The 25261-nt window shown below is 38.8% G+C and carries 23 protein-coding genes; 12 read left to right on the forward strand and 11 right to left on the reverse strand.

Annotation, left to right across the window (positions count from 1 at the left end):
* Positions 1-75: 75 nt before the first annotated feature.
* The 3 genes from WG906_RS10685 to WG906_RS10695 all read right to left on the reverse strand — a co-directional run bounded on the left by WG906_RS10685 (position 76) and on the right by WG906_RS10695 (position 3683).
* Positions 76-843 carry a succinate dehydrogenase/fumarate reductase iron-sulfur subunit gene (locus tag WG906_RS10685; protein WP_339992919.1) on the reverse strand — a complete coding sequence of 256 codons (768 nt, stop codon included), beginning with the start codon at positions 841-843 and terminating at the stop codon, positions 76-78.
* 80 nt (positions 844-923) lie between these two features.
* On the reverse strand, positions 924-2858 hold the full coding sequence (locus WG906_RS10690) for a fumarate reductase/succinate dehydrogenase flavoprotein subunit (RefSeq protein ID WP_339992586.1): 1935 nt from the start codon (positions 2856-2858) through the stop codon (positions 924-926).
* 39 nt (positions 2859-2897) lie between these two features.
* A complete protein-coding gene (locus WG906_RS10695) occupies positions 2898-3683 on the reverse strand; it encodes a succinate dehydrogenase cytochrome b subunit (protein ID WP_339992587.1) in 786 nt (261 codons plus the stop codon).
* Between the two features lie 358 nt (positions 3684-4041).
* On the opposite strand from WG906_RS10695, the gene WG906_RS10700 reads away from it, so the two are divergent.
* Complete coding sequence (locus WG906_RS10700; RefSeq protein WP_339992588.1) at positions 4042-5037, forward strand: TlpA family protein disulfide reductase; 996 nt, start codon at positions 4042-4044, stop codon at positions 5035-5037.
* Here the strand turns inward: WG906_RS10700 and pdeM are convergent.
* Both pdeM and WG906_RS10710 read right to left on the reverse strand, forming a co-directional pair.
* Positions 5003-5683, reverse strand: a complete 681-nt coding sequence (gene pdeM, locus WG906_RS10705; protein ID WP_339992589.1) for a ligase-associated DNA damage response endonuclease PdeM — start codon at positions 5681-5683, stop codon at positions 5003-5005. The genes WG906_RS10700 and pdeM overlap by 35 nt on opposite strands.
* Positions 5684-5749: 66 nt before the next feature.
* Positions 5750-7285: a Do family serine endopeptidase gene (locus WG906_RS10710; RefSeq protein ID WP_339992590.1), complete on the reverse strand. Its 1536-nt coding sequence runs from the start codon at positions 7283-7285 to the stop codon at positions 5750-5752.
* 186 nt (positions 7286-7471) lie between these two features.
* Here WG906_RS10710 and dapF point away from each other — a divergent pair, with 186 nt between their 5' ends.
* Entirely contained in the window at positions 7472-8257 is a 786-nt protein-coding gene (gene dapF, locus WG906_RS10715) for a diaminopimelate epimerase (protein WP_339992591.1), read from the forward strand.
* A gap of 275 nt (positions 8258-8532) precedes the next feature.
* On the opposite strand, the gene WG906_RS10720 is transcribed toward dapF, so the two are convergent.
* Positions 8533-8898, reverse strand: coding sequence for a hypothetical protein (locus WG906_RS10720; protein WP_339992592.1), 366 nt, complete (start codon positions 8896-8898; stop codon positions 8533-8535).
* A 141-nt stretch (positions 8899-9039) separates the two neighbouring features.
* On the opposite strand from WG906_RS10720, the gene aspS reads away from it, so the two are divergent.
* On the forward strand, positions 9040-10785 hold the full coding sequence (gene aspS / locus WG906_RS10725; RefSeq protein WP_339992593.1) for an aspartate--tRNA ligase: 1746 nt from the start codon (positions 9040-9042) through the stop codon (positions 10783-10785).
* Positions 10786-10965: 180 nt separating this feature from the next.
* On the opposite strand, the gene mscL is transcribed toward aspS, so the two are convergent.
* Together mscL and WG906_RS10735 are read right to left on the reverse strand one after the other, a co-directional pair.
* Positions 10966-11379 carry a large-conductance mechanosensitive channel protein MscL gene (gene mscL / locus WG906_RS10730; protein WP_339992594.1) on the reverse strand — a complete coding sequence of 138 codons (414 nt, stop codon included), beginning with the start codon at positions 11377-11379 and terminating at the stop codon, positions 10966-10968.
* Positions 11380-11482: 103 nt separating this feature from the next.
* Positions 11483-12214: an acyl-CoA desaturase gene (locus WG906_RS10735; RefSeq protein ID WP_339992595.1), complete on the reverse strand. Its 732-nt coding sequence runs from the start codon at positions 12212-12214 to the stop codon at positions 11483-11485.
* A gap of 229 nt (positions 12215-12443) precedes the next feature.
* Between WG906_RS10735 and WG906_RS10740 the strand changes: the two genes are divergently transcribed.
* From WG906_RS10740 to WG906_RS10780, 9 genes are all read left to right on the forward strand, one after another.
* A complete protein-coding gene (locus WG906_RS10740) occupies positions 12444-12665 on the forward strand; it encodes a hypothetical protein (protein ID WP_339992596.1) in 222 nt (73 codons plus the stop codon).
* 609 nt (positions 12666-13274) lie between these two features.
* Positions 13275-13718: a 50S ribosomal protein L13 gene (gene rplM / locus WG906_RS10745; protein ID WP_339992597.1), complete on the forward strand. Its 444-nt coding sequence runs from the start codon at positions 13275-13277 to the stop codon at positions 13716-13718.
* Between the two features lie 15 nt (positions 13719-13733).
* Positions 13734-14120: a 30S ribosomal protein S9 gene (gene rpsI / locus WG906_RS10750; RefSeq protein ID WP_339992598.1), complete on the forward strand. Its 387-nt coding sequence runs from the start codon at positions 13734-13736 to the stop codon at positions 14118-14120.
* Positions 14121-14138: 18 nt separating this feature from the next.
* Positions 14139-14984 carry a 30S ribosomal protein S2 gene (gene rpsB / locus WG906_RS10755; protein ID WP_339992599.1) on the forward strand — a complete coding sequence of 282 codons (846 nt, stop codon included), beginning with the start codon at positions 14139-14141 and terminating at the stop codon, positions 14982-14984.
* A gap of 93 nt (positions 14985-15077) precedes the next feature.
* Positions 15078-15917, forward strand: a complete 840-nt coding sequence (tsf, locus tag WG906_RS10760; protein ID WP_339992600.1) for a translation elongation factor Ts — start codon at positions 15078-15080, stop codon at positions 15915-15917.
* 269 nt (positions 15918-16186) lie between these two features.
* Positions 16187-16894, forward strand: coding sequence for a UMP kinase (gene pyrH, locus WG906_RS10765; protein WP_339992601.1), 708 nt, complete (start codon positions 16187-16189; stop codon positions 16892-16894).
* 34 nt (positions 16895-16928) lie between these two features.
* Complete coding sequence (gene frr / locus WG906_RS10770) at positions 16929-17492, forward strand: ribosome recycling factor (protein ID WP_339992602.1); 564 nt, start codon at positions 16929-16931, stop codon at positions 17490-17492.
* A 177-nt stretch (positions 17493-17669) separates the two neighbouring features.
* Entirely contained in the window at positions 17670-19427 is a 1758-nt protein-coding gene (locus tag WG906_RS10775) for an ABC transporter ATP-binding protein (protein ID WP_339992603.1), read from the forward strand.
* 375 nt (positions 19428-19802) lie between these two features.
* Positions 19803-20051 carry a PLDc N-terminal domain-containing protein gene (locus WG906_RS10780; RefSeq protein WP_339992604.1) on the forward strand — a complete coding sequence of 83 codons (249 nt, stop codon included), beginning with the start codon at positions 19803-19805 and terminating at the stop codon, positions 20049-20051.
* Here WG906_RS10780 and WG906_RS10785 read toward each other — a convergent pair.
* The 3 genes from WG906_RS10785 to WG906_RS10795 all read right to left on the reverse strand — a co-directional run bounded on the left by WG906_RS10785 (position 20048) and on the right by WG906_RS10795 (position 25242).
* Positions 20048-21322, reverse strand: coding sequence for an MFS transporter (locus tag WG906_RS10785; protein ID WP_339992605.1), 1275 nt, complete (start codon positions 21320-21322; stop codon positions 20048-20050). The genes WG906_RS10780 and WG906_RS10785 overlap by 4 nt on opposite strands.
* Before the next feature lie 51 nt (positions 21323-21373).
* On the reverse strand, positions 21374-23479 hold the full coding sequence (gene recG / locus WG906_RS10790) for an ATP-dependent DNA helicase RecG (RefSeq protein WP_339992606.1): 2106 nt from the start codon (positions 23477-23479) through the stop codon (positions 21374-21376).
* A 140-nt stretch (positions 23480-23619) separates the two neighbouring features.
* Positions 23620-25242, reverse strand: coding sequence for a glycoside hydrolase family 43 protein (locus WG906_RS10795; protein ID WP_339992607.1), 1623 nt, complete (start codon positions 25240-25242; stop codon positions 23620-23622).
* Positions 25243-25261: the final 19 nt, after the last annotated feature.

Below are 25261 nucleotides of genomic sequence, written 5' to 3' on the forward strand. Positions count from 1 at the left end.
CCTGTAACAAAAGAGCCCTGACATTTTCACATCAGGGCTCTTAAATTTCCTCCTTGCCTCGTGTTACAAAACTAATTAAATTTCTTCTTCTTTAAAAAGTTTGGCACTCAAAAACTCTCTTCTCATTCTATTAATATTCGACATAGAAATCTCTTTCGGACATTCAATTTCACAGGCACCAGTATTGGTACAACTACCAAATCCTTCAGCATCCATTTGAGCAACCATCGATTGCGCTCTGCGGTAACGTTCTGGCTGCCCCTGAGGCAATAAAGCCAATTGCGAAATCTTTGCCCCAACAAAAAGTGCAGCGGAAGCATTTTTACATGCTGCCACACAGGCGCCACATTGGATACAGGTTGCAGAATTAAATGCTTCATCGGCAATTACCTTCGGAATAGCGATTTCATTCGCATCTGGCACCCCGCCTGTATTCACAGAAACATATCCGCCTGCTTGCTGAATTCTGTCGAAAGCCGAACGGTCTACAGCTAAATCTTTAATAACAGGAAATGGTGACGCACGCCATGGTTCAATAGTAATTGTTTCACCATTTGTAAAGCTGCGCATATGCAACTGACAAGTAGTGATGGCACGTTTAGGCCCATGAGGGCGACCATTAATATATAAAGAACACATTCCGCAAATCCCTTCACGACAATCGTGATCGAAATGGATAGGGTCTGTCCCTTTTTTAATTAAATCTTCATTTACTACATCAAGCATCTCCAGGAAAGACATATCCGGAGAAATATTTTCTGCTTTGTAAGTAACAAATCCTCCCTTATCGCTGGCATTTGTTTGTCTCCAGACTTTCAGGGTTAAATTCATGTTTCCGCTCATCTTTTGAGATTTGAGTATCAAGTATCAAGTATAAAGATTAAACATCCTGATACTTGATACCAGATACTTGATACTAAATTCTATTTATAACTTCTTTGTGTCAACTTAACATTTTCATATACCAAAGGCTCTTTGTTCAATTGCTCCGGCATATTTTCACCTGTAAACTCCCATGCTGCGACGTATGCAAATTTATCATCATCACGGAGAGCTTCACCTTCTTCAGTCTGGCTCTCTTCACGGAAGTGACCACCACAAGATTCTTTGCGATGTAAAGCATCATCAACCATTAGTTCACCAAGCTCAATGAAATCTGCTACACGTCCGGCTTTTTCTAAGGACATATTTAATTCCTCATTTTTTCCAAGAACTATAGCATTTTTCCAGAAATCAGCCTTTAACGCCTGAATCAGTCCTTTTGCTTTAGTTAGGCCGGCTTCGTTACGGGCCATACCACAGTATTCCCACATTATTACTCCTAATTCGCGGTGATATTCATCAACGGTTTTAGTTCCTTTAAGGGATAATAATTTATTTAATCTATCTTCTACAGCCTTTTTAGTTTCTGCGAAAGCAGGATGACTTGTATCTACAGGTTTTGGACCGATTCCTGCCAAATAATCTCCTAAAGTATATGGAATTACAAAGTATCCGTCTGCCAAACCCTGCATCAAAGCAGATGCACCTAAACGGTTAGCTCCGTGGTCAGAGAAATTACATTCACCTAAAGCATATAAGCCAGGTACTGTGGTTTGCAAATTATAATCTACCCAAAGCCCGCCCATTGTATAGTGAACAGCAGGATAAATGCGCATTGGTAATTCATATGGATTCTCATCAGTAATCTGATAATACATATCAAAAAGGTTACCATACTTAGCCTGGATGGCAGGCTGACCTAATCGTTGTATTGCATCAGAAAAATCAAGATAAACCGCTTTACCTGATCCGCCCACTCCACGTCCGTCATCCACCGCTTCCTTAGCGTTTCGCGATGCAACATCACGAGGTACTAAATTTCCGAAAGATGGATATTTACGCTCTAAGAAATAATCCCTGTCTTCTTCTTTTACTTCGCTCGCTTTAAGCTGTCCCTTACGAATTTGCTCAGCCATAGCCTGAGTTTTAGGAACCCATACACGCCCGTCGTTACGTAATGACTCAGACATCAAGGTTAACTTCGACTGATGATCGCCGCTAACAGGAATACAAGTCGGGTGAATTTGAGTATAACAAGGGTTACCAAAGAAAGCGCCACGTTTATGTGCTCTCCAGATAGCGGTTGTATTGCTACCCATTGCATTGGTAGAAAGGTAAAATACGTTTCCGTATCCGCCGGATGCTAAAAGAACCGCATGCCCTGCATGAGTTTCAAGTTTTCCTGAAATCAGATCGCGGGTTACTACTCCCTGTGCTTTACCATCAACAACAACTACGTCGAGCATTTCATGACGGTTGTACATTTTTACCTTACCTTCATGAATCTGACGGTTTAAAGCGGAATAAGCACCTAATAACAATTGCTGTCCGGTTTGACCGCGTGCATAAAAAGTACGTGATACTTGTGAACCTCCAAAAGAGCGGTTATCAAGCAAGCCACCGTACTCACGTGCAAACGGTACTCCCTGAGCAACACACTGGTCAATAATACTTACTGATTCTTCAGCTAAACGATGAACGTTTGCTTCACGGGCACGGTAATCGCCACCTTTAATGGTATCGTAAAATAAGCGATAAACACTATCACCATCATTACGGTAATTTTTTGCTGCATTGATACCACCTTGCGCAGCAATAGAGTGCGCACGGCGAGGGCTATCCTGAAAACAGAAAACTTTAACATTGTAACCAAGCTCTGCAAGAGATGCAGCAGCCGAAGCACCCGCTAAACCACTACCAATTACGATAACAGTATATTTTCTCTTATTTGCAGGGTTAACAAGCTTTAAGTTAAATTTATGCTTGGACCACTTTTCAGCTAAAGGTCCCTCTGGTATTTTAGAATCTAAAATCATCACAGAATTTATTTTGTATCCCGATAAGGGAGGATCAATCTATCGTGTTAAAAATATGTATATCGGCATTGCGGCAAACAAAGCAGGAATAATAATACTGAAAACCCATAAACCAATAAACTTGATAGCCGGGAAGTATTTATTATGATCAAATCCTAATGTTTGAAAACCGCTCTGAAAACCATGGTAAAGGTGGAAACCCATTGCAATCATAGAAATTACATAAAGAGCCACATACCATAGATGACTGAATGATTCAGTAACAACTTTGTAAAGATCTTTTGCAACAACTATTTGGGTTCCGGCTTGCGCATCTATATAAGATGAATGCATTAGTTCTACAGCAGAAACAGGCAATTCTGTTACACGAACTGCATCGGGGTTCTGAAGAGCCGTTTCATACTGGGTATAAGGTAGTCCTCCCCAGTGGTATTGCGCCCAGAAATTACTCATGTGAACCACAATGAAAATTAAAAGAATAGTACCTAAAATTCCCATATTTCTGGAACTCCACGTGCTGTTTGCCGATCCGTTGTACTGTGCATACGCTACTGGTCGCGCTTTCTTATTATACCAGGTGATTAATAAAGCATACACCGCGTGCAGAATAATCGAGGCATAAAGAAGATAAGATACAAGTTTAATTGGCAAAAAATGAGTCATAAAATAAGAATACTCATTAAAAGCCTTACCTGCATCATCTTTAAACAGCTGTAAGTTTCCGATAAGATGGACGACGAGAAACAAGGCGAGAAACAACCCCGTTAAGCTCATAATCAATTTCTTTCCCAGAGTTGAGGAGAAAGTTTTTTTGAAACTGCTCATTACTTTTTGTTTGATTTATATTTAGAAACGCAAAAGTATTTAAAAAGGCTATACTTATATAACAGATTTTAGCTTTCTAAAGAGTTTTAAATTATTTAGAAACGTTCTAAAATAGCGCGAATGGCAATTACCATTTTACCTAAATCGAAAATCAGGCATTTAAAAAAGTTAAAAAAACGCTAATTATTATCACCGAATGAGGATTTAAGATAAAAACAAACGTAATTTTCAAAAATTAAAACAGCCAGGCCACGACAACAGGCGAAACAGGCAATAAAAAAATAAATAATTCGACACAAAAAAGAAATCAGGCATTTTTAAACATAAATTAATAGCATAACCCGTCAATTTAATACAAATGAAGTTTCAACTTTCGATTTTCAGCTTACTTTTTCTCACCGGTTGTTTTTATAAAGATTCAAAGGTAACAGGTTCCGCTAAGGGCCTTAAGGATGCGGTAATTGAAATTAGCGGCCCCGATAAGTCATGGTCAGCGAATGTAATTGATGAAAAATTTGAACTTAGTCCAAGGTTTGAAAAGGCAGATTTTTATGACTTTAAAATACACTTCACAGGGGGTAAAATGATCACCCATCAAATCTATCTTGACAAAGGGCTGTATGACATCAGGCTGAACTCAAATTTTAAAGAATACCCCAAAATAGAAACTCATGTTCAGAACCAGAAGGATCTGAATAAATATTATGAAACTCAAAAATCTGATAAGTCTTCAAGACTTGAAACATTCATAAAAAAACATCCAGGCTCCCTGGTTTCCGCATATTTGCTGGGTCAGAATACCGAAGAAATTTTCAAAGACCCTAAAAACTACCAGAGGCTATATAACAGCCTTAATTCCGAAATAAAAAATTCTTCCCATGGAAAAAAAGCAAAAAAAATCATTTCTGGCTACGTAAGAACTATGGTCGGAGCCAAAATCCCTGAAATCAAAGGAATAACACCAGACGGGAAACCGTTCAATATAGAATTGCTTAAAGGGAAATTAACATTAATTGCGTTTTGGGCCAGCTGGTATACGCCAGGTCTTAATGATTTTCCTCAGCTTAAAGTGCTTTATGATGAACTGCACCCAAAAGGTTTTGAAATAGTAAGAATCGCTATAGATAAACATGAAGAGAGGTGGAAAAAAGCTATAGCTGATAATCAGTTAAACTGGCTGCACGCAGCGGATTTTAAAGGTGCGTACTCAGAAAATTTCGAATTGTTTAATACCAATAAGCTTCCTACCTATATTATAGTGGGACCGGATCTTAAAATCGTTGATTTTGACGTGCCGGTTGAGAGTGTAAGAATCTATATTAATGATTTTCTAAAGAAGCCTTCAGCAAAATAACTTTGTCATTTAAAATTCCGAAAACAGTATCGTCTTCATTTTCTTTAAGGCAGCATTTACCGGTAAATTTCCCGAAAGCGGGCAAAATACCAGCAGTTTTCCCAAAAGAGAAGCATGATAATAGTACACTTTGCCGGGCTCTTCCCCGTAAACGGATAGCCGGATGTATATGTCCGCTTAATACGTATACATTCTCCGGAGGAATTTTTTCGAAATCCTTTTTATCATGAACAAACAAAAAAGGGCCTAGCCTCAATTTATTATGTAATTCAAAATTCGCTTGCTGGTAATAATCCTCATGAAGAATATCATGATTCCCCTGAATTAAGATCATTTTTATAGTAGGATACAATTCACGCCACAGCTCCAGCCAGTTCCAATCGTTATTCATATCGCTATGAAAAAGATCTCCCAGAAATATGAGCTGTGAAGGTTTAAAGTCATGGATCAGATCCGAAAGCGTTGCGAGTTCTTCCTGTTCCATCAACTTTGGTATGGCAATACCCGCTTTCCGGAAATGGCCTACTTTACCAATATGTAAATCGGAAATTATTAATGCCTTCTCTTCTTCCCAAAAAATAGCTTTTTTTGGCAGAAGTATTAAATTTTGCTCTAAGAAAACCCATCTCAATCCAACAGAACTCATGCGGCAAAAATAAAAGCCTTTCGGGTTAATCGAAAGGCTTTAGAATTGAATTTTTTATATTTAAAACTACTGAACTACAGGAAAAGTAGCTCTGAATCTGGCTCCGTCCACCGTAATTCCGTCTATGCGAATAGTATTATTAGTAGAGGCTACAACAGCAGCTTCAACCTCATCAACATTATTTACTGGTTTGCCGTTGATATGAGTGATGATTGTGCCCTTTGCAATTTCATATTGCTGTAACAGGCCACCTGGCCTTGCGCCTGCAACCATTACGCCCGAATTTGTTTTGTACCGTTGCTTTTGAGCAGGAGTTAATGCCGCAAAATTACCTCCTAAAGAAGACAGGATTTCATTTGCTTCAATGTTTGATTTATTGGATGCAATTTTAACGGAACTTTCTCCTTTAAGAGTAACTGAAGTATTTCGCTCATTTCCGTCTCTAATATAGCTTAACTGAACTTTATCGCCAGGCCTTAATCGGGCAACTCTTTCCTGCAAATCAGAGGAACTAATAATTCTATTTCCGTCAATCTTAGTAATAACATCACCTTTTTTCAGGCCTGCAACCTGAGCGCCACCTCCTTCGACAACTTCATTTACATACAGGCCATTGATTTGCGAAATGCCTAATTCTTTTGCTCTGAGGGCATTCAACTCATTGAATGTAACCCCAATAAAACCTCTTTTAACAGCTCCAAACTTTATAAAGTCGTCCATTATTTTTTTGGCGAGATTTACCGGAATGGCAAAACCATAACCTTCATAACTTCCGCTTTGTGAGGCGATTGCAGCGTTAATACCAATTAACTCTCCCTGCGTATTCACCAGAGCTCCCCCACTATTTCCGCGGTTAATCGCGGCATCGGTCTGAATAAAAGATTCAATCGCCGAATTTACTTTGGGCTCTTCAGCTTGCCGGCGGTTACGGAACTCGCGGGGATTATTACTCTCGCCTAAAATGCCTATGCTACGGCCTTTCGCACTCACAATACCTGCAGTTACTGTACTCTGAAGAGTGAAAGGATACCCTACAGCAAGAACCCACTCTCCAACCTGAACATTGTCTGAGTTTCCTAACTTTACTACGGGAAGATTTTTAGCTTCCACTTTTACCAATGCAAGATCTGTATTAGGGTCTGTTCCGATAACCTTAGCTTCGTAAGAACGATTATCAGTTAAAATAATCTCAATCTTACTTGCATTTTCAACAACATGGTTATTGGTGACAATATATCCGTCAGGAGTTACAATCACCCCGGACCCCGAAGCTCGCTGCGGCACATTTTGACCGCCACCTCTGGGTGATCCAAAGAAATCTCTAAACATATCCTCCATAGGATCTCCCCCGCCACGATTCTGACTGGAAGCATCATATGTTGTTTGAATATGTACAACAGCCGGAGTAACGACCCCTGCCGCCTGGACAAAATCCACATCACCGGCCGACGAAACGTTCACCGGATTATTAGTAAAATATACCTTTTGTCTTTCTTCAAGACTTAAATTATCGGCGTATTTAGTTTCGATAAGCTTATAACCGCCGACTGCAACTGCTCCTCCTATAAAAGCAGTTAAAAGTGTTACACCTATTTTATTCATATTTATTCCCTTATATATTCTTCTACTCAAAATTAATACCAGTTAAACGTTATATGCAACGTCAGCATGCCTAAAAAACTGTTAAATATTTGTTAAATATTAATTCAAAAAATTTCAAAATCCAAATTCCCTGATTATGATCTTAACAGTACAAATTTCTTTCCACAATTTTGTAATCTTGTAACAATGAAACTACACTTTTTAAAATATCAGGGAGCCGGAAATGATTTTATCCTCGTTGATAATAGAAAATTAGGATTTAACCACCACCAACCCGCTTTAATCGCGAAATTATGTGATAGAAGATTTGGCATCGGCGCTGATGGAATGATGTTTCTTGAGGAGAAAAAAGGCTTCGATTTTGAAATGATTTATTATAATGCTGACGGCAATCCAAGCAGTATGTGCGGAAATGGCGGAAGATGTATTGTTGCTTTTGCTAAAGATCTGAATATTATTGACAACGAAACAAACTTTTTGGCAGTAGATGGACCTCATTATGCCAAAATTTCAGAATCTGCCGAATGGGTTAGCTTACAAATGATTGATGTTGAAGCAATTAAAAAGGACGAGGATGCTTACGTCCTAAATACCGGGTCACCACATTTTGTTAAATGTGTATCGAATTTATCTGATAAGGATGTTTATTCAGAAGGGAAATCAATACGATACAATGATACCTATCAGGCCGAAGGGATCAACATTAACTTTGTTGAAGACCAGGGAGACCACTATTTTGTCAGAACTTATGAACGCGGCGTAGAAGATGAAACCTATGCCTGCGGAACTGGCGTTACAGCTGTAGCGTTGGCAATGGCAAAACATAAAAACCAAACCGGGGATATTACCACACCTATAAAAGTTTTGGGAGGAGATTTGAACATTCGATTTAATTATGATGGGTCGAAATTCAGCAATATCTTTCTAGAGGGACCTGCTAAATTTGTTTTTGAAGGTGAGATAAAGATTTGACAGGGAAAGGTTGTAAGTGTCTGACACCTTGGAGGTGTCTGACACTTATAGCAATCAAAAGATCATTTGCATCTTTTCATTAGAAATAACCTTATAAGAGTCTTCATAAAAACGTTCATCATCAATTGGAATCAATTGTTTGGTTAATATCTTATTACAAAGCTTTCCATTTCTTATATTCATGTAATCTTTGAAGGACGAAAAGCTTCACTCTTCCATTTTCTTTACCAACCCTGCCTTATATGCGTTTTGATGATTATAATGGAAAGCAATAATTAATTGTTGTTCATCGCTAAATCAATTTCTTTAGCTTTGGTTTTTTGCTGAAAAAGGTTTCCACTAAATTTATTTTGTTTGTTTATTGCTTTGGTGTAAGAACTTAAAAGCAAACGAATGTTTTCAGAAAATTGTTGAATTTCAATTCCATTTCGACTTATGGTTGAAACAGTATTGATATTTGCATGAAGTAAAATATGAAAATGTGTAGGCATTAAACACCAACTCAGGATATCAGATATTGGATAGATATACCGCCTTACTTTTTCAAGAAAGAAAACATAATTATTTTCTGAAAAGAAGATAGGTTGTTTATTATTTCCTCTATTATAAATATGGTAGCAATTACCCTTAGTTAGATGCATTTTTTAAAGGTAAAAGAAAAAGAATAACTTCAAAAGCACATAAAAAAGTGTCTGACACCTTAGAAGTGGCTAACACTTAAACGACTTAAATGTATAATTTAACACCAAAAAAATTACTTTTGCATCCCTAACATAATTATTATGCATAGAACACATACCTGCGGTGAATTAACCATCAACGATTTAGGAAAAGAAGTAACCCTTGCAGGATGGGTGCAAAAATCACGCGATTTAGGTGGAATGACCTTTATTGATGTTCGCGACAGATATGGAATCACCCAACTCCTTATTAATATGGATGAGGATCCTACTTTAAGTGAACAGGCCCGCGAACTTTCACGCGAGTATGTAATTAAAGTTACCGGAAAAGTAATTGAGCGAGCCAGCAAAAACCCTAAAATCCCTACGGGAGATATAGAAATAAAAGTTTCTTCTATTGAAATATTAAATGAAGCAAAGCTTCCTCCATTTTTGATTGAAGATGAAACCGATGGTGGCGAAGATTTAAGAATGAAATACCGTTACCTGGATCTGCGTCGTGCGCCGGTTAGAAATAATTTAATCCTTCGCCATAAAATGGCCCAGGAAATAAGAAAATATTTAGATGATCAGAACTTCCTAGAAGTTGAGACGCCCGTACTTATAAAATCGACACCTGAGGGTGCCCGGGATTTTGTGGTTCCAAGCAGAATGAATCCCGGCGAGTTTTATGCACTTCCGCAATCGCCGCAAACATTTAAGCAGCTATTAATGGTTTCAGGTTTTGACCGTTACTTTCAAATAGTAAAATGCTTTCGCGATGAGGATTTACGAGCAGATCGTCAGCCAGAATTTACTCAAATAGACTGTGAAATGGCCTTTATTGAACAGGAGGACATTTTAAACCTCTTTGAGGGTTTAATCAATCACATGTTCAAAAAAGTGAAAGGCATTGATATTGGCAGTGTTCCTCGTATGGATTATGCTGACGCAATGCGTTTGTACGGTTCAGACAAACCTGACACTCGTTTTGAGATGCAGTTTGTTGAAGTAAATGACATTGTAAAAGGCCTGGGCTTCCCTGTGTTTGATAATGCTGAGCTTGTTGTAGGTATTAATGCAAAAGGTTGTGCCGAATATACCCGCAAACAGTTGGATGAACTTACCGAATTCATTAAGCGCCCTCAAATCGGAGCTACCGGTCTTATTTATATGCGCCACAATGCAGATGGCAGCTTAAAATCATCTGTAGATAAATTCTATAACGAAGACGCTTTAAAGCAATGGTCAGCTGCTTTTAAAACCCAGCCCGGAGATTTGGTTTTGGTAATGGCGGGAACTACAGATAAAGTTCGTAAACAATTAAATGAGCTTCGCCTTGAAATAGGCGACCGTTTAGGTCTCCGTGACAAGAATAAGTTTTCTCCGCTTTGGGTAGTTGATTTTCCATTATTAGAATGGGACGAAGAGCATGCTCGTTATCATGCAATGCACCACCCCTTTACTTCACCCAAACCGGAAGACATTGCTTTGCTTGACACCAAACCGGGAGAAGTTAGAGCCAATGCTTACGATTTAGTGATCAACGGAACTGAAATTGGTGGTGGTTCTATTCGTATCCACGACAGAGGATTGCAAAGCTTAATGTTTAAGCACCTTGGATTCAGTCCTGAAGAAGCGCAAAAACAATTTGGTTTCTTAATGGAAGCTTTTGAATTCGGGGCACCTCCCCATGGCGGTATCGCCTTCGGATTCGACCGCCTGGTTTCAATCTTCGCGGGACTGGATTCTATCCGGGATGTGATTGCGTTCCCGAAAAACAATTCGGGTAAAGATGTGATGATAGATTCTCCGTCAACGATTTCTGATGAACAGTTGAAAGAGTTAAGTATAAAGACTACTGTGTGAATGGAAACCGATGAATTATAGATTAAATTAATTGAACCTCCGCTTAGGAGGTTTTTTTTATGAAACTTGAAGTCGCAAATTGCGACATCAAGACGAGGATAGGTTTTATACCGGATGAGTAATAATGGATTCTTTTTCATCGGATGACTTCGACAGAAATGCAAAGAGTCATCCGATGAATTAATTCACCTTCTGATTTTTCAAAATATCTCTGATTTCACTTAGCAATACTTCTTCTTTTCCGGGAACAACAGCAACTTCAACAACTTCTTCCTTCCTTTTTAAAGAGTTAAGAAATTTAATAATAAGAAATATACAGAAAGCTATTATGAGAAACTGAATAAGGGTATTTATGAAGTTTCCGTATTTAATAGAAACTTCGGCTACCTTATTCGCTGCATCTTCCGGCTTTAGAAGTATTTTCTTATCCGCGAAATCTATGCCCCCTAAAAAATAGCCCAATGGTGGCATAATAATATCGTCGACCAGAGAGGTTACGATTTTCCCAAAAGATGCACCAATGATCACACCAACGGCGAGATCGATAACATTGCCGCGCATGGCAAATTCTCTGAATTCTTTAACTATACTCATAAGGCTGATTTTAAACTAAATATATTACTTAATTTAAAGTTAAAACAAATGCGACATATAAAAGCAATTCGCAAAAAAAAACCTCCGTTTGGAGGTTCTTATATTAAAATGATTTTCTGAGTCGGATAATTCCTATCCAATGCATAAATTTCATGACCGGATAGACCGGATCGAATTCAAACCAGCGTTGCGCAAAGTTGGCGCTATTCGGATGCATATGATGATTATTCTGGAATAACTCACCCAGCATAAAAAAGTCGAAAGGTGTGGTATTTTTAGAATGGTCGCCGTTATCGAAATTTGAATAACCGTATTTATGGCCGCACCAGTTAACTAATGCGCCATGTAATGGTCCCATTACAAAATGAATTGGGAGCAATAAGAACATCCACCAATGCTCAGCAAATTGTATGTAAAAGGCTATATAAAAAACCACAAAGCCAATTCGAGACACCATTGAAGAAGCCATTAAATCAACTGTTCTCCATTCAGGATAATTCCCTTTGAAACGAGTTTCCGGCTCTTTATTAAACTTTACATATTCCTGAAAGATTACTTTTGTATGCCACATCATTTGAAACACATCTCTGAAAAAGTGTGGTGAGTGAGGATCTTTTTCTGTATCACTATAAGCATGATGCATACGGTGAAGTATTGCATAGGCTCTTGGATTAAGGAATGATGCTCCCTGAAAAACCCAGGTCATAATATAAAATGTGCGTTCCCAGAATTTACTGGTAGTAAACATTTTATGAGATGCGTAGCGGTGAAGGAAAAATGTCTGAAAGAACAACGACAGGAACCAGTGGCAAAGAAAAAAGATAAGAATAATCACAAATACTATTTATTAAAGGATATGAATTATAAAAGGTTGCTATTGCAAGCTCGCTTATAAAACGCAAAAATATGAATATTGGTTTATTAAAAACTATTAATTGAAATTAATGACTTTAAAAGGTATATTCTTTGCCAATGCACACCTATCGGGAACGTGCCAAATGACAACGAGATTATGCAAATACTTTATAGTCCTGATTTGTATATTTGTTATTAAACCTATCAATATGATATCTCAACTTGAAAGGGAAGAACTTGCAAAAATTATATTAAGTACTGATAATGAAAATCTGATCAATCAGATTAAAGACTTACTGTTACAAAGCCATTCGTGGGCTAACTTACCTACAAAAGTCCAAAATGATTTAAACACCTCAATAGAAGAACTGGAGGCAGGCTTAGGGATACCACATGAAGAGGTTATGAAGGATTACAAAAAATGGCTTTAGAAATTATATGGTCGCCTAGATCTAGAAAAAACTTCGCTTCAGTAATTACTTACCTCGAAAAAAATTGGACAGAGAGAGAAACAAAAAACTTTGTAAACAAGTGGCAAAAACACTTTCCCTCATAAGTGAGTCACCTTATTTGTACAAGCCCTTCTCGGGTAAAGAAACAATCAGAGAAGCCGTAGTTACTAAACACAATTTATTAATATATCCAATAGAAAATAACAAAATTTAATTATTAACGATATTTGATACCAGACAACATCCGATTAAGAAGAATGTTTAATTGATTAATGCGCCCCTTCAGGCGGCGAAATGAGGATTTGAAACAGAAAGCGGGACTGCACATTCGACAGATAAGGCAGATGATTTAAAAGTCTCACCATGGAACTTACCCGAATTAGAGCATAATAAACGCTTTTATTAATAACATACATTATAATAGGTAGTCCGCCCAACTCGTCTCCTGCAGGAGAATGCGCTCAGGCCAGGACGCCAAGGCGCTGAGGTTTTTTCTTTTTTGTTTTGCCATTCATTTAATTCCTTCTATCTTTGCAATCCCTTTTTGAGGGGTATAAAATATTTTTTAATTAATTTAATATCAAGCAAGTGAATACGTTAAGTTACAAAACTGTCTCTGCTAACAAACAGACCGTCGACAAACAATGGATAGTTGTTGACGCTGAAGGCGAGATTTTGGGGCGCTTATCTTCTAAAATCGCTATGGTGATCAGAGGAAAGAACAAGCCATCGTACACCCCACACGTAGACTGCGGAGATAACGTAATCGTTATCAATGCAGACAAGGTAAAACTGACCGGTAACAAAATGGGTGACAAAACCTATGTCCGTTACACAGGCTATCCAGGCGGTCAGCGTTTTATTTCTCCGAAAGAGTTATTGGCTAAACATCCTGAGCGTATAGTTGAAAAAGCTGTACGTGGTATGTTACCTAAGAATCGTTTGGGACGTGCGTTGTACAAAAACCTACATGTTTATGCAGGTGCTGAGCATCCTCATGCTGCACAAAGTCCAAAAGAAATCAAACTTTAATCAAAGAGAAACGAAATGTCAACAACAAACACTTCAGGCAGAAGAAAAACAGCAGTTGCCCGTATCTATCTTAAAGATGGTAACGGCGGCATTACCGTGAACGGTAAAGATTACAAAGAGTACTTCCCTACCTTACCATTACAATTCATCGTTACCCAGTCTACAGAAGTTTCAGGTTCTACCGGAAAATTTGATGTTACTGTTAACGTTGCCGGTGGTGGTGTTAAAGGACAAGCGGAAGCGGTACGTTTAGCAATTGCTAAAGCTATTGTAGAACTGGATCCGGAAACTAAACCTTCTTTGAGAGCTAAAGGTATTATGACTCGTGATAACCGTATGGTTGAGCGTAAAAAACCAGGTCGTAAGAAAGCCCGTAAGAAATTTCAATTTAGTAAACGTTAATCTCAGGAGGATCACACAATGGCAAGAACAACATATCAGGATTTATTGGATGCAGGTGTACATTTTGGTCACCTTACCCGCAAATGGGATCCGAAAATGTCTCAGTACATTTTCATGGAGCGTAACGGCATCCACATTATAGATTTAAATAAAACTTTAACAAAATTAGAAGAAGCTGCTGCCGCGATTAAACAAATCGTTAAATCTGGCCGTAAAGTATTATTCGTAGCTACAAAAAAGCAAGCTAAGGATATCGTTGCAGAGCAGGCTAAATCTGTAAACATGCCTTTCGTAACCGAGCGTTGGTTAGGTGGAATGTTAACAAACTTCGCAACAGTACGTAAGTCGATCAAAAAGATGTCTAACATCGACAAGATGACTAAAGACGGAACTTACGATGTACTTTCTAAAAAAGAGAAATTAATGATTCAGCGTGAGCGTATCAAATTAGAAAACCTTTTAGGAGGTATCGCTGATTTGAACCGTCTGCCTGCTGCATTATTCCTTATTGATGTTAAGAAAGAACACATTGCTGTTTCTGAAGCATTAAAATTGAACGTACCTACTTTTGCAATGGTAGATACAAACTCTGACCCTTCAAACATTGATTTCCCAATTCCTGCGAATGATGATGCTACTAAATCAATCCAATTGATTACTGACATTATCATCAAAGCAATTCAGGAAGGCTTAGACGAGCGTAAACGTGAGAAAGAAGACGAAGCTGAAAAAGAAGCAGCTGTAGCAAAAGCAAAAGCTGATGCTCCTGAATCTAAAGAAGAAGGTGCTTCCCGTCGCGAACGTAAGTCTGCTGAAGTAACTGCTGAAGCAGGAACTGACGCTCCTGCCGAAAGCGCTGAGTAATCTCAATCCCCACAAAGGGAACTAATAGAATAAATAATTAAATCTTCTCAGCCTCCGCCATTGGCGGAGGTTTGAGGTTAAATACAAAAACACATGTCTACAGTACAAATCTCTGCCTCAGACGTAAATAAACTGCGCCAACAAACAGGTGCAGGAATGATGGATTGTAAAAAAGCTTTAACAGAAGCAAACGGTGATTTCGAAGTTGCGATTGATTACCTTAGAAAAAAAGGTGCTAAAGTTGCTGCAAGCCGCCAGGATCGTGAGTCTAACGAAGGCGTAGTTATTTCTAAAACTACAGCTGACGGAAAACGCGGTATTATTGTTGAAGTTAACTGCGAAACTGATTTCGTTGCTAAAAATGCTGACTTTATTGCTTTTGCTAACAGCATTGCTGAATTAGCGATCGACAAAAACGTATCGTCTGTTGAAGAATTAACCGGTCTTGATTTAAACGGAACTAAAGTTTCTGATGCATTAATTGATCAAACCGGTAAAATAGGAGAAAAAATTGGTGTTTCTAAATTCGAAACTGTAACTGGCGAGAAAGTTATTGCTTACATCCACGGTAACTACCGTTTAGGTGTTTTAGTAGCTTTAAGTGCTGATGCAGCTAATGCAAACGAAGCTGGTAAAGATGTTGCAATGCAAATTGCAGCTATGAACCCGGTTGCTCTTGATAAAGGCGATGTTGATGCCAAAACTATTGAGCGTGAACTTGAAATTGCTAAAGAGCAAATTCGTGCAGAAGGTAAACCAGAAGAAATGGTAGAAAAAATCGCTGCCGGTAAACTGAACAAATTCTATAAGGATTCAACTTTATTGAATCAGGAATTCGTTAAAGATTCTTCTAAAACTGTTGCTCAGTTTTTAAACGGAGTTCAAAATGGGTTAACTGTTACTGCGTTTAAACGCGTTCAGTTAGGAGCTTAGTCATTACATTGGTTTAGACCAAACGCATTAATATTAGAAATCCTTGCCAAATTTGGCAGGGATTTTTTGCGTATAAGAGCATGCTATGTTTTGAATTCTGCCAGATGCAATACATTGAAAACGAGTATATTAAACCCTCTTCATAAACCTTATTACACCGCTCGCACACACACACCTGCCGCTAAAGTTCTATTTTAAAATTCACTAAATGATCAATGATCAATTAACTAATGTACTAATTTGTTAAATTCGCCAAAATATTGTCTTGAATGAAGTATAAGCGCATCCTCCTGAAATTGAGCGGAGAATCATTAATGGGTGATAAACAATATGGTATTGACAGCGACCGTGTTTTACAATACGCCAAAGATATAAAAGCAGTTCATGACACCGGACTGGAAATAGCTATAGTAATAGGAGGAGGAAATATTTTCAGAGGCTTGAGCGCTGAAAAAGCCGGAATGGACAGAGTCCAGGCAGATTATATGGGGATGCTTGCTACAGTAATTAACAGCATGGCACTTCAGGACGCTCTGGAAAAGGAAGGCGTAAAAACCCGGCTTATGACGGCAATAAAAATGGAGCAGATCTGCGAACCATTTATCCGCAGAAGAGCGGTAAGACACCTTGAAAAAAGAAGGATTGTAATTTTCGGAGCAGGTACAGGGAACCCTTATTTCACTACTGATACGGCCGCTTCACTTCGTGCCATCGAGATCCAGGCAGATGCCGTATTAAAAGGAACACGAGTTGATGGAATCTATTCTGCCGATCCCGAAAAAGATCTAACAGCAGTAAAATATGAAAACATTACTTTCCAGGAAGTTTACGATAAAAATCTAAACGTGATGGATATGACTGCGTTTACTTTATGCCAGGAAAACAAACTTCCTATCATTGTATTTGATATGAATAAATCCGGCAATTTTATGCGAATTGCCAATGGTGATTCTATTGGAACTTTAGTAAAAGGATAATCAAACTGTGTTATAAAATCTCATATACTGAACGATGAATGAACTTATAAAAAAACAGCTAAGCGACGCCAAAGCCACGATGGAAAAAGCTGTTGAACATTGCGATGCTGAATTACTAAAAATTCGCGCGGGCAAGGCTTCAGCAACCATGCTTGATGGTATTAGTGTTGATTATTATGGCAACCCGACTCCATTGCAACAGGTTTGCGGAATTTCTACTCCGGATGCCCGTACCCTGGTAGCTCAACCCTGGGAAAAACACATGATAGGCCCCATTGAAAAAGCTATTATTGATTCCAACGTAGGTTTGAATCCTCAAAATGATGGAATCGTTATCCGTATGAACGTTCCGCCATTAACCGAAGAACGCCGGAAAGATCTGTTTAAAAAAGCAAAAGAAGAAGCGGAAAAAGGACGTATAGCTATACGAAACATCCGTAAAGATATAAATGGAAAAATCCAGAGATTAAAGTCTGAGGGAGTTTCTGAAGATGAGATAAAAGGAGGTGAAGCCGAAGTTCAAAAGTTAACCGATGGCTACATAGTTAAGATTGATAAGCTTGTAGAATCTAAGGAAAAAGATATCATGACGGTGTAACGCGAAAGCGTCATGTTGAGCCTATCGAAACATAAGCGATTACTCTTCGACTCCGCTCAGAGTGACAATCTCTCCGAGAAGCTCAGAGTGACAGTGCCGTCCTGAAATATTTAATCTAAAAGTCAAAATAAAAGGAATGAGTTAATTAGCTCATTCCTTTTTTAATTTTGTAATATCATGAAGATTTTATTAACATATTTGAAGCAATACAAGAACTTACTGATACTGGCATTATTTCTTGCTGCTATTAATCAAACCTTCTCCTTGCTTGATCCCTGGATCCTTCGTATAATCATTGATACTTATGTAACACATTATAAAGAGTATACAACCGGTGAGTTTTTTAAAGGCGCCGGCTTACTTATTCTTGCGGCAATGGGGGTGGCCATGGTCTCCCGCATTGCAAAGAATTTCCAGGATTATTATGTTAATGTAATTACACAGAGTTTAGGTGCGAAAATATATTCTGATGGTTTGGCGCATTCGCTGGATTTACCCTATTCTGTATTTGAAGACCAGAGAAGCGGGGAAACACTCGGGATACTACAAAAAGTACGTACAGATTCAGAAAAGTTAATAACGGCGCTTATTAATATTCTTTTTACGTCACTAATCGGGATAATATTTGTATTTGTGTACGCGGTCAATATTCATTGGTCAATAGCTGTTGTTTATCTCTCTGTTATTCCTATACTTGGTTTTATAAGTTCTGTTTTAAGTAAAAAGATCAAAATAGTTCAGAAAAAAATCGTACACGAAACAACTACGCTTGCAGGTTCAACCACAGAATCGCTGCGCAATATAGAACTGGTTAAAAGCTTGGGCCTGTCATCTCAGGAGATACAGCGCCTTAAAAATACAACGGATAAGATTTTACTCCTTGAGCTTAAAAAAGTAAAATACGTAAGAAGTCTGAGCTTTGTACAAGGCACCCTGGTTAACCTGCTTAGAAACGGGATACTACTGTTAATGCTTTATCTTATTTTCGCAGAAAAAATCACTGTTGGTGAGTTTATCTCTTTATTCATTTATTCTTTCTTCATTTTTGGACCTTTACAGGAACTTGGAAACATTATAAATATTTACCGTGAAACGGAAGTTTCCCTAGAAAATTTCAGTAAAATATTAGCCATTCCAAAAGAGAAAAAACCGGCAAATCCAAAAATCATTAGTCGCATCACAAATCTGAAGTTTAATGATGTTAGTTTTAAACATCAGACAGCTAACAGAAATGCATTAAACAACATTTCTTTTGATACGAATATTGGTCAGACCATCGCTTTTGTAGGCCCATCCGGATCAGGAAAAACGACGTTGGTAAAGCTCCTCGTTGGTTTATATCAGCCACTGGAAGGTGATGTATTGTACAACAATTCTTCCTATCATGATATTGATTTAGATCGATTAAGGGAACGCATAGGATTTGTAACACAGGATACTCAATTATTTTCGGGAACCATACGAGAAAACCTTTTATTTGTTCGCCCGGATGCTACGGATGAGGATTGTATGAATGTTCTGGAAAAATCCGCATGTCAATCTTTACTGGCACGTGCAGAAAAAGGTCTGGATACTGTAATTGGTGAAGGAGGTGTAAAAGTATCAGGAGGCGAAAAACAACGTTTATCTATCGCGCGTGCATTGTTGAGAAAACCAAATATTCTGATTTTCGATGAGGCCACATCATCCCTCGATTCTATAACGGAAGAGGAGATCACCCGCACAATCCGTGATGTCTCTGAAATGGATAATCATATCACCATTCTCATTGCTCACAGGCTTTCAACGATTATGCACGCAGACAGAATCTATGTTCTGGAACGTGGTCAAATTATTGAGTCGGGAAAACACGCAGAGTTATTGGAGGAAAAAGGCTTGTACTATGCGATGTGGAGACAGCAGATCGGAGAAAAGCAGGTTTTGGAAATCAGTTAATTTTTCGTGTCGGATAATTTTTTATAGAGCCTGGCTAATGCCGGGCTTTATGTTTTAGATAGGATGCCGCTTTGATAGAAAATTTCACAAGTACAGGGATTAGTATAAGCAATATTCAGGTTTGATGATGCGATAATATTGCAGGTGCTTGTATGATGGCTGCAGGTCCTTATATGATGAGTGAAGGTGTTTAGGAGTCACATTTTCCCCATCCTAAACCCGGCTGTAATGGATACCGGCCATTGTGGCTAATGCCTTGTGCAGTATGAATGAAGACGGGGCTGCATTTTCCACAGAGACGCCTGGTGTTTTTCTAAAATGCACAACATGAGGATTGAAAATTAGTTAAATGTCGTACCTTTCATGAAAAAACTAATGAACAACCTGTTATTTCTAAACCTTGGAACACTGGAAATAATCATAATTATTTTTATGGTGATTTTGCCATTTATATTAGCTCTTATTTGCCTGATTGATATCCTGAAATCGAATTTTCGAGACAGTACAACGACAAAATTAATCTGGGTATTGATTGTACTTGTGGCGCCGGTTATCGGATCTTTAATCTATATTTTCTTTGGCAAGCAAAAGAAGATAACAAACTTTGAACGAAGAGCAACTTAGCTTTCGGGTTGATGAATTTCTTTTAAACCCAAAGGCACCAATTTTTTAGTTTTCAAATAAGTTATTGATACAATTACAAGTGTCATGCTGCCGCCGAAAAGAATGGCCGGCACTGTACCCATCAGCCTTGCGGTTAAACCGGATTCAAAAGCTCCGATTTCGTTCGAAGAACCAATAAACATGGAATTAACCGCTGAAACTCTGCCGCGCATATTATCCGGAGTTAGTAACTGCATAATGGTTGAGCGGATCACCACGCTTACACTATCGAATACACCTTCAAAAAATAAAAAAAACAGGGTTAAATAGAAGCTGGTGGAAAGGCCATAGCCAATTATTGATAAACCAAATCCGGTTACGGCAAACAACAGATTTCTCCAGGGCTTGTTCATGGGCGAATGGCGAGCCATAAAGAGCATCGTTATCACAGCCCCAATAGCGGGCGCCGCCCTCATCATTCCAAACTGCTCGGCGCCTACATGCAATACTTCGCTGGCGACTACTGGAATTAATGCCACAGCACCCCCAAAAAACACAGAGAATAAATCGAGACTCATTGCTCCTACAAGCATCCTGCTGCGGAATACAAAGCTGATTCCTTCCTTTAGACTTTCCATCATATTCTCATGTGGAACAAATTGAGGAGGACGCTTTTGAAGGAAAAATATACATCCAAATGATATCACTAAAAAAACCAGTATCAAAAAGAAAGTCACTGAGATTCCTGCATAAGCATATACCAACCCCCCGAAAGCCGGACCAGCGATGGAAGCCACCTGCCAGCCTGTACTGTTCCATGTTGAAGAATTAGCATAATGTTCCCGCGGAATTATCTGAGCCATTAATGAAAATATGGTTGGCCCCATAAATCCCCGGGCGATCCCAATCCCGAAAATCATAAGATATATTGTCCAAACGATATTTGACTGACTAAGCTGAGAAGAAAAAACCGGCAATGTTACTAAGAACAATATCAGAGAGCACACAAACATTCCCGCCAAAATAAGTTTTAAAAGCTTTGTTTTTTCTGATTTATCGGCCACGTAACCGCCATATAGAGCGATACTCAAAGCGGGAATCGCTTCGGCTAAACCAATAAGTCCTAAAGAAAAGGGGTCTTTTGTTAAATGATAAATGTACCAGCCAATTATTACGGCCTGTATTTGGTAGCCAAATGTGAGAAAAAACCGTATTGCTAAAAATGAGCGAAACTCCGGATAGCGCAAAGCGGCATAAGGATCTTTTTTCGGATCTGAATCTAACTTGTCCACTAAATCTTTTTCTAATTAACAGAGACGCAAATCTACAGTTTTACATCAGTTCTATGATATGTTATGAAGTGAAATTGCCCTTTCTTTTATGTTAAAATACTGCTTAAGCAAGTGATTTTTTTCCATAGCAAGGTTTGCATCTTCCTCAAAAATCCGGATAACTTCATTCCTTGCTTCCTGCAAAATATTCTGGTCCTGCATTAAATCTGCAAGTTTTAAATCTAATACACCGCTTTGACGAGTACCTTCCATATCTCCCGGACCACGCAATTGAAGATCTATTTCAGAGATTTCAAAACCATCATTAGTTTTAACCATAGTTTCCAAACGGACTTTGGCTTCTTTACTCAGCTTGTTTCCGCTCATTAAAATGCAATACGACTGTTCGGCCCCGCGACCAACTCTCCCCCTGAGCTGGTGTAACTGCGATAAACCAAAGCGTTCTGCATTTTCAATGATCATCACACTGGCATTTGGAACATTTACACCTACTTCAATCACTGTGGTCGCAACCATTATCTGAGTTTCTCCTTTTATAAACCGTTGCATTTCGAAGTCCTTTTCAGATGGCTTCAGCTTTCCATGTACAATGCTAATTCTATAATCAGGCAATGGAAACTCACGAGAAATGGTTTCTATACCAGCTTCTAAATATAAAAGATCAAGCTTTTCACTTTCTTTTATTAAAGGATAAACTATGTAAACCTGCCGGCCCAAAGCTATTTCCTGCCGCATAAAACCAAACATTCGCAAACGCTGATTTTCAAACAGATGGATTGTTTTAATGGGCTTTCTGCCTGCCGGTAACTCATCAATTACTGATACATCCAGATCGCCGTATAATGTCATCGAAAGAGTGCGTGGAATTGGGGTTGCAGTCATTACTAATACATGCGGAGGTATAACGTTCTTCCTCCAAAGCTTGGCTCGCTGCTCTACGCCAAACCGATGCTGCTCATCAACCACTGCCAGGCCCAGGTTTGCAAATTGCACCGCATCCTCTATCAGTGCATGTGTTCCAACTAGTATGTTCAACTTCCCATCAGCAAGCTCGGCATGAATTTTTTTACGATCCTTTTTTGGAGTAGAGCCGGTTAATATTGAAATGCTTACAAAATCATCATTTACCAATTTTTGAATCGAACTGAAATGCTGCTGAGCCAGAATTTCTGTGGGAGCCATAATACATGCCTGACAACCATTATCTATAGCAAGCAACATGCACATAAGGGCTACAATAGTTTTACCGCTTCCAACATCACCCTGTAACAATCTGTTCATCTGAATTCCCTTTTGAGTATCCAGACGAATCTCTTTTAAAACTCTTTTTTGCGCATTGGTTAAATCAAACGGAAGTTTCTCATTATAAAAAGTATTGAACTTTTCACCAACCTTATCAAACACCGAGCCCTTAAATTTTTGCGTTCGTAAAAGTTTATTTTTCAGTAATCTAAGCTGTATAAAAAACAACTCCTCAAACTTTAACCTCCTGATTGCCGCCTGCAATGACAAAGCATCGGGAGGGAAATGAATATATTGAATTGCCTCCTGCTTACCGATAAACTTATACTGACTAAGTAAGTAAGCGGGTAACGTTTCCTGAATTTCGTAAAGTACTGCCTCAAGAGCAGATGTCTGCAGGCGTTGAATACCTTTAGTATCCAATGAAAATTGCTTAAGCTTCTCGGTAGAATTATAAACAGGTTGCAGGGTTAAATTGCCTTGTTTCTTTAAATTTGGATTATATAATTCAAGCTCGGGATGAGTGATTGAAATCTTACCGTTAAACTCATTTGGTTTTCCAAATACAATAAATACAGCATTTGGCTGGAGCATTTTCTCCACCCATTTCATTCCCTGGAACCATACCAGTTCTACGATGCCTGTGTCATCTCTCAGCTTAGCCACAAGACGCCTTGATTGCTTTTCACCTACAATTTCTTTTGATATTAAGCGGGCTATAAATTGAACAAGGGGTAAATCGGGACTTAGCTCTCTTATTTTATAAAACTTTGTCCGATCAACATATCTGAATGGATAATGATTAAGTAAATCCTGGTAGGTGAAGATGGATAATTCTTTTTTAAGCACATCTGCACGCTGAGGTCCAACGCCCTTGAGGTATTCGATAGGTGTGCTTAAAGAATGTATTGCCAAAAGTGTATGTGTTAGAAACCAAAAAGTGTATTCCAACTCAAAGATAAATGAAACTTGTTAAAGCTTTATGGGATAAAGCTATTTCAATGAAAAGCTCCTGCACTAGTGTACAGAAGCTTCATAAATATAAAATTATAATCTTATTGAACCGGCTCTACTCTGAACCAATCAAAATCTGCAAATCCTGAATCATTGATCTGTGTTTCTCTGGTAGCAAACAATCCAACCTTGGCACCTTTCCAACGGCCGACTTCAGCCTGGAATTCAGCGCCTGCGTCTGTAAATACTTGTCCATCCAAACTATAACTAAATTTGCATTTGGCGCCTTGTGTTACCTTCACTCTGAAATATACCGGTTGATTTGATACTTTTGAGATAATCTTTTCTTCTTCGGCCTTTCCACCTTCAGCATTTTTGCACAGGGTATAGACCAAATAATTGCCGTCTTTCTTGCTTTTTAATGCCAGTCCGGCATAACTAAATCCCATTATCGTTAAGCCAACTTTTTCATTTTCAAGCTTCGTATTCGGAGTAAATTTAAGTTTTGTGGTAACCATAAATTCATCAGCCGGGAATTTCTGAAGCAATACGTTAGGCGCTTGCCAAAGGTTTTTAAGGGAATCCGGAAGCTTATCGGTAAACAATCTGAGCGAACCGTTTGCTGCATGAGCAAAGGCCCATGTAGGCTTTGGATTGGCCATCCACTGCCATTGCAAACCAAGTTTGTTACCGTTAAATTCGTCGCTTTCCGGCGGGGTAGCAATTGGAAATTGTTTCTTTCCAACGTTCGGCTTTTTATAAGTTAATACGGGATCTCCTGTGCCATCGCCGTCTTTATCAACACCAATTACAGGCCAGTCGTTTACCCATTTCATGGGATTCAGATGTACAACTCTTCCGTAAGGGCCTTTATCCTGAAAATGCAGAAACCAGTCTTCTCCAGTTGGTGTGTCTACCCATGCACCCTGATGCGGACCGTTTACGGTCGAAGTTCCCTGGTGCATTACAACTTTTCTTTCGTAGGGACCATATAAATTCTTTGAGCGTAACACCAATTGCCAGCCTGTAGACACTCCCCCTGCCGGAGCGAAAATATAATAGTATTTATTTCTTTTGTAGAACTTTGGGCCTTCAATAGTTGCATCCGTCTCATGTCCGTCGTACACGATCACTCCTTCTTCTGAAGCTTTGGTGCCTTGCACGTTTAATTCCCTGACAGCTATAATACTTTTAATTCCCGCCCTGCTTCCAGCATAAGCATGAACCAAATAAACCTTACCGTTATCATCCCATAAAGGGCAGGGATCAATTAAGCCTTTTCCACCTGCAACTAAAATCGGATCTGACCAGGGACCTGCCGGGTTTTTTGCTTTAGTAACATAAATTCCAAAATCAGGATCGGGGTAGTAAATATAAAACTCTCCGTTATGGTGACGAATGGCCGGAGCCCACACTCCCTGCCCGTGGCGCGCCGCCGAAAAATAATCAGCCGGGATCTGCCGTTTTAATGCATGTCCGATTAAGGTCCAGTTAACGAGATCTTTTGAATGAAGAATTGGCAGACCGGGGACATCCTCAAAAGAAGAAGAAGTGAGGTAAAAATCACTCCCGACACGCACTGCATCAGGATCTGAATAATCAGCGTTTAACACCGGATTTTTATAGGTGCCGTTTCCCTGATCGGCAACCCAAACTTTAGAAATATAATTCTTTTCGGTTTGTGAATAGGCCGGAAAAATGAATGAGCAAAACAATACCGCCAATAACGGTCTCTTAAAAATA

The organism is Pedobacter superstes (genome assembly GCF_037622515.1).
GTDB lineage: Bacteria > Bacteroidota > Bacteroidia > Sphingobacteriales > Sphingobacteriaceae > Paradesertivirga > Paradesertivirga superstes.

Excerpts from the sequence above, each read along its gene's own strand:
- rpsI (WP_339992598.1), top strand. The coding sequence starts at position 13,734 with ATGTCAACAACAAACACTTCAGGCAGAAGAAAAACAGCAGTTGCCCGT.
- WG906_RS10710 (WP_339992590.1), bottom strand. The coding sequence starts at position 7,285 with ATGAATAAAATAGGTGTAACACTTTTAACTGCTTTTATAGGAGGAGCA.
- aspS (WP_339992593.1), top strand. The coding sequence starts at position 9,040 with ATGCATAGAACACATACCTGCGGTGAATTAACCATCAACGATTTAGGA.
- mscL (WP_339992594.1), bottom strand. The coding sequence starts at position 11,379 with ATGAGTATAGTTAAAGAATTCAGAGAATTTGCCATGCGCGGCAATGTT.
- WG906_RS10695 (WP_339992587.1), bottom strand. The coding sequence starts at position 3,683 with ATGAGCAGTTTCAAAAAAACTTTCTCCTCAACTCTGGGAAAGAAATTG.
- rpsB (WP_339992599.1), top strand. The coding sequence starts at position 14,139 with ATGGCAAGAACAACATATCAGGATTTATTGGATGCAGGTGTACATTTT.
- frr (WP_339992602.1), top strand. The coding sequence starts at position 16,929 with ATGAATGAACTTATAAAAAAACAGCTAAGCGACGCCAAAGCCACGATG.
- WG906_RS10700 (WP_339992588.1), top strand. The coding sequence starts at position 4,042 with ATGAAGTTTCAACTTTCGATTTTCAGCTTACTTTTTCTCACCGGTTGT.
- WG906_RS10720 (WP_339992592.1), bottom strand. The coding sequence starts at position 8,898 with ATGCATCTAACTAAGGGTAATTGCTACCATATTTATAATAGAGGAAAT.
- dapF (WP_339992591.1), top strand. The coding sequence starts at position 7,472 with ATGAAACTACACTTTTTAAAATATCAGGGAGCCGGAAATGATTTTATC.
- WG906_RS10690 (WP_339992586.1), bottom strand. The coding sequence starts at position 2,858 with ATGATTTTAGATTCTAAAATACCAGAGGGACCTTTAGCTGAAAAGTGG.
- tsf (WP_339992600.1), top strand. The coding sequence starts at position 15,078 with ATGTCTACAGTACAAATCTCTGCCTCAGACGTAAATAAACTGCGCCAA.
- WG906_RS10685 (WP_339992919.1), bottom strand. The coding sequence starts at position 843 with ATGAGCGGAAACATGAATTTAACCCTGAAAGTCTGGAGACAAACAAAT.
- WG906_RS10740 (WP_339992596.1), top strand. The coding sequence starts at position 12,444 with ATGATATCTCAACTTGAAAGGGAAGAACTTGCAAAAATTATATTAAGT.
- pyrH (WP_339992601.1), top strand. The coding sequence starts at position 16,187 with ATGAAGTATAAGCGCATCCTCCTGAAATTGAGCGGAGAATCATTAATG.
- WG906_RS10775 (WP_339992603.1), top strand. The coding sequence starts at position 17,670 with ATGAAGATTTTATTAACATATTTGAAGCAATACAAGAACTTACTGATA.
- pdeM (WP_339992589.1), bottom strand. The coding sequence starts at position 5,683 with ATGAGTTCTGTTGGATTGAGATGGGTTTTCTTAGAGCAAAATTTAATA.
- WG906_RS10780 (WP_339992604.1), top strand. The coding sequence starts at position 19,803 with ATGAACAACCTGTTATTTCTAAACCTTGGAACACTGGAAATAATCATA.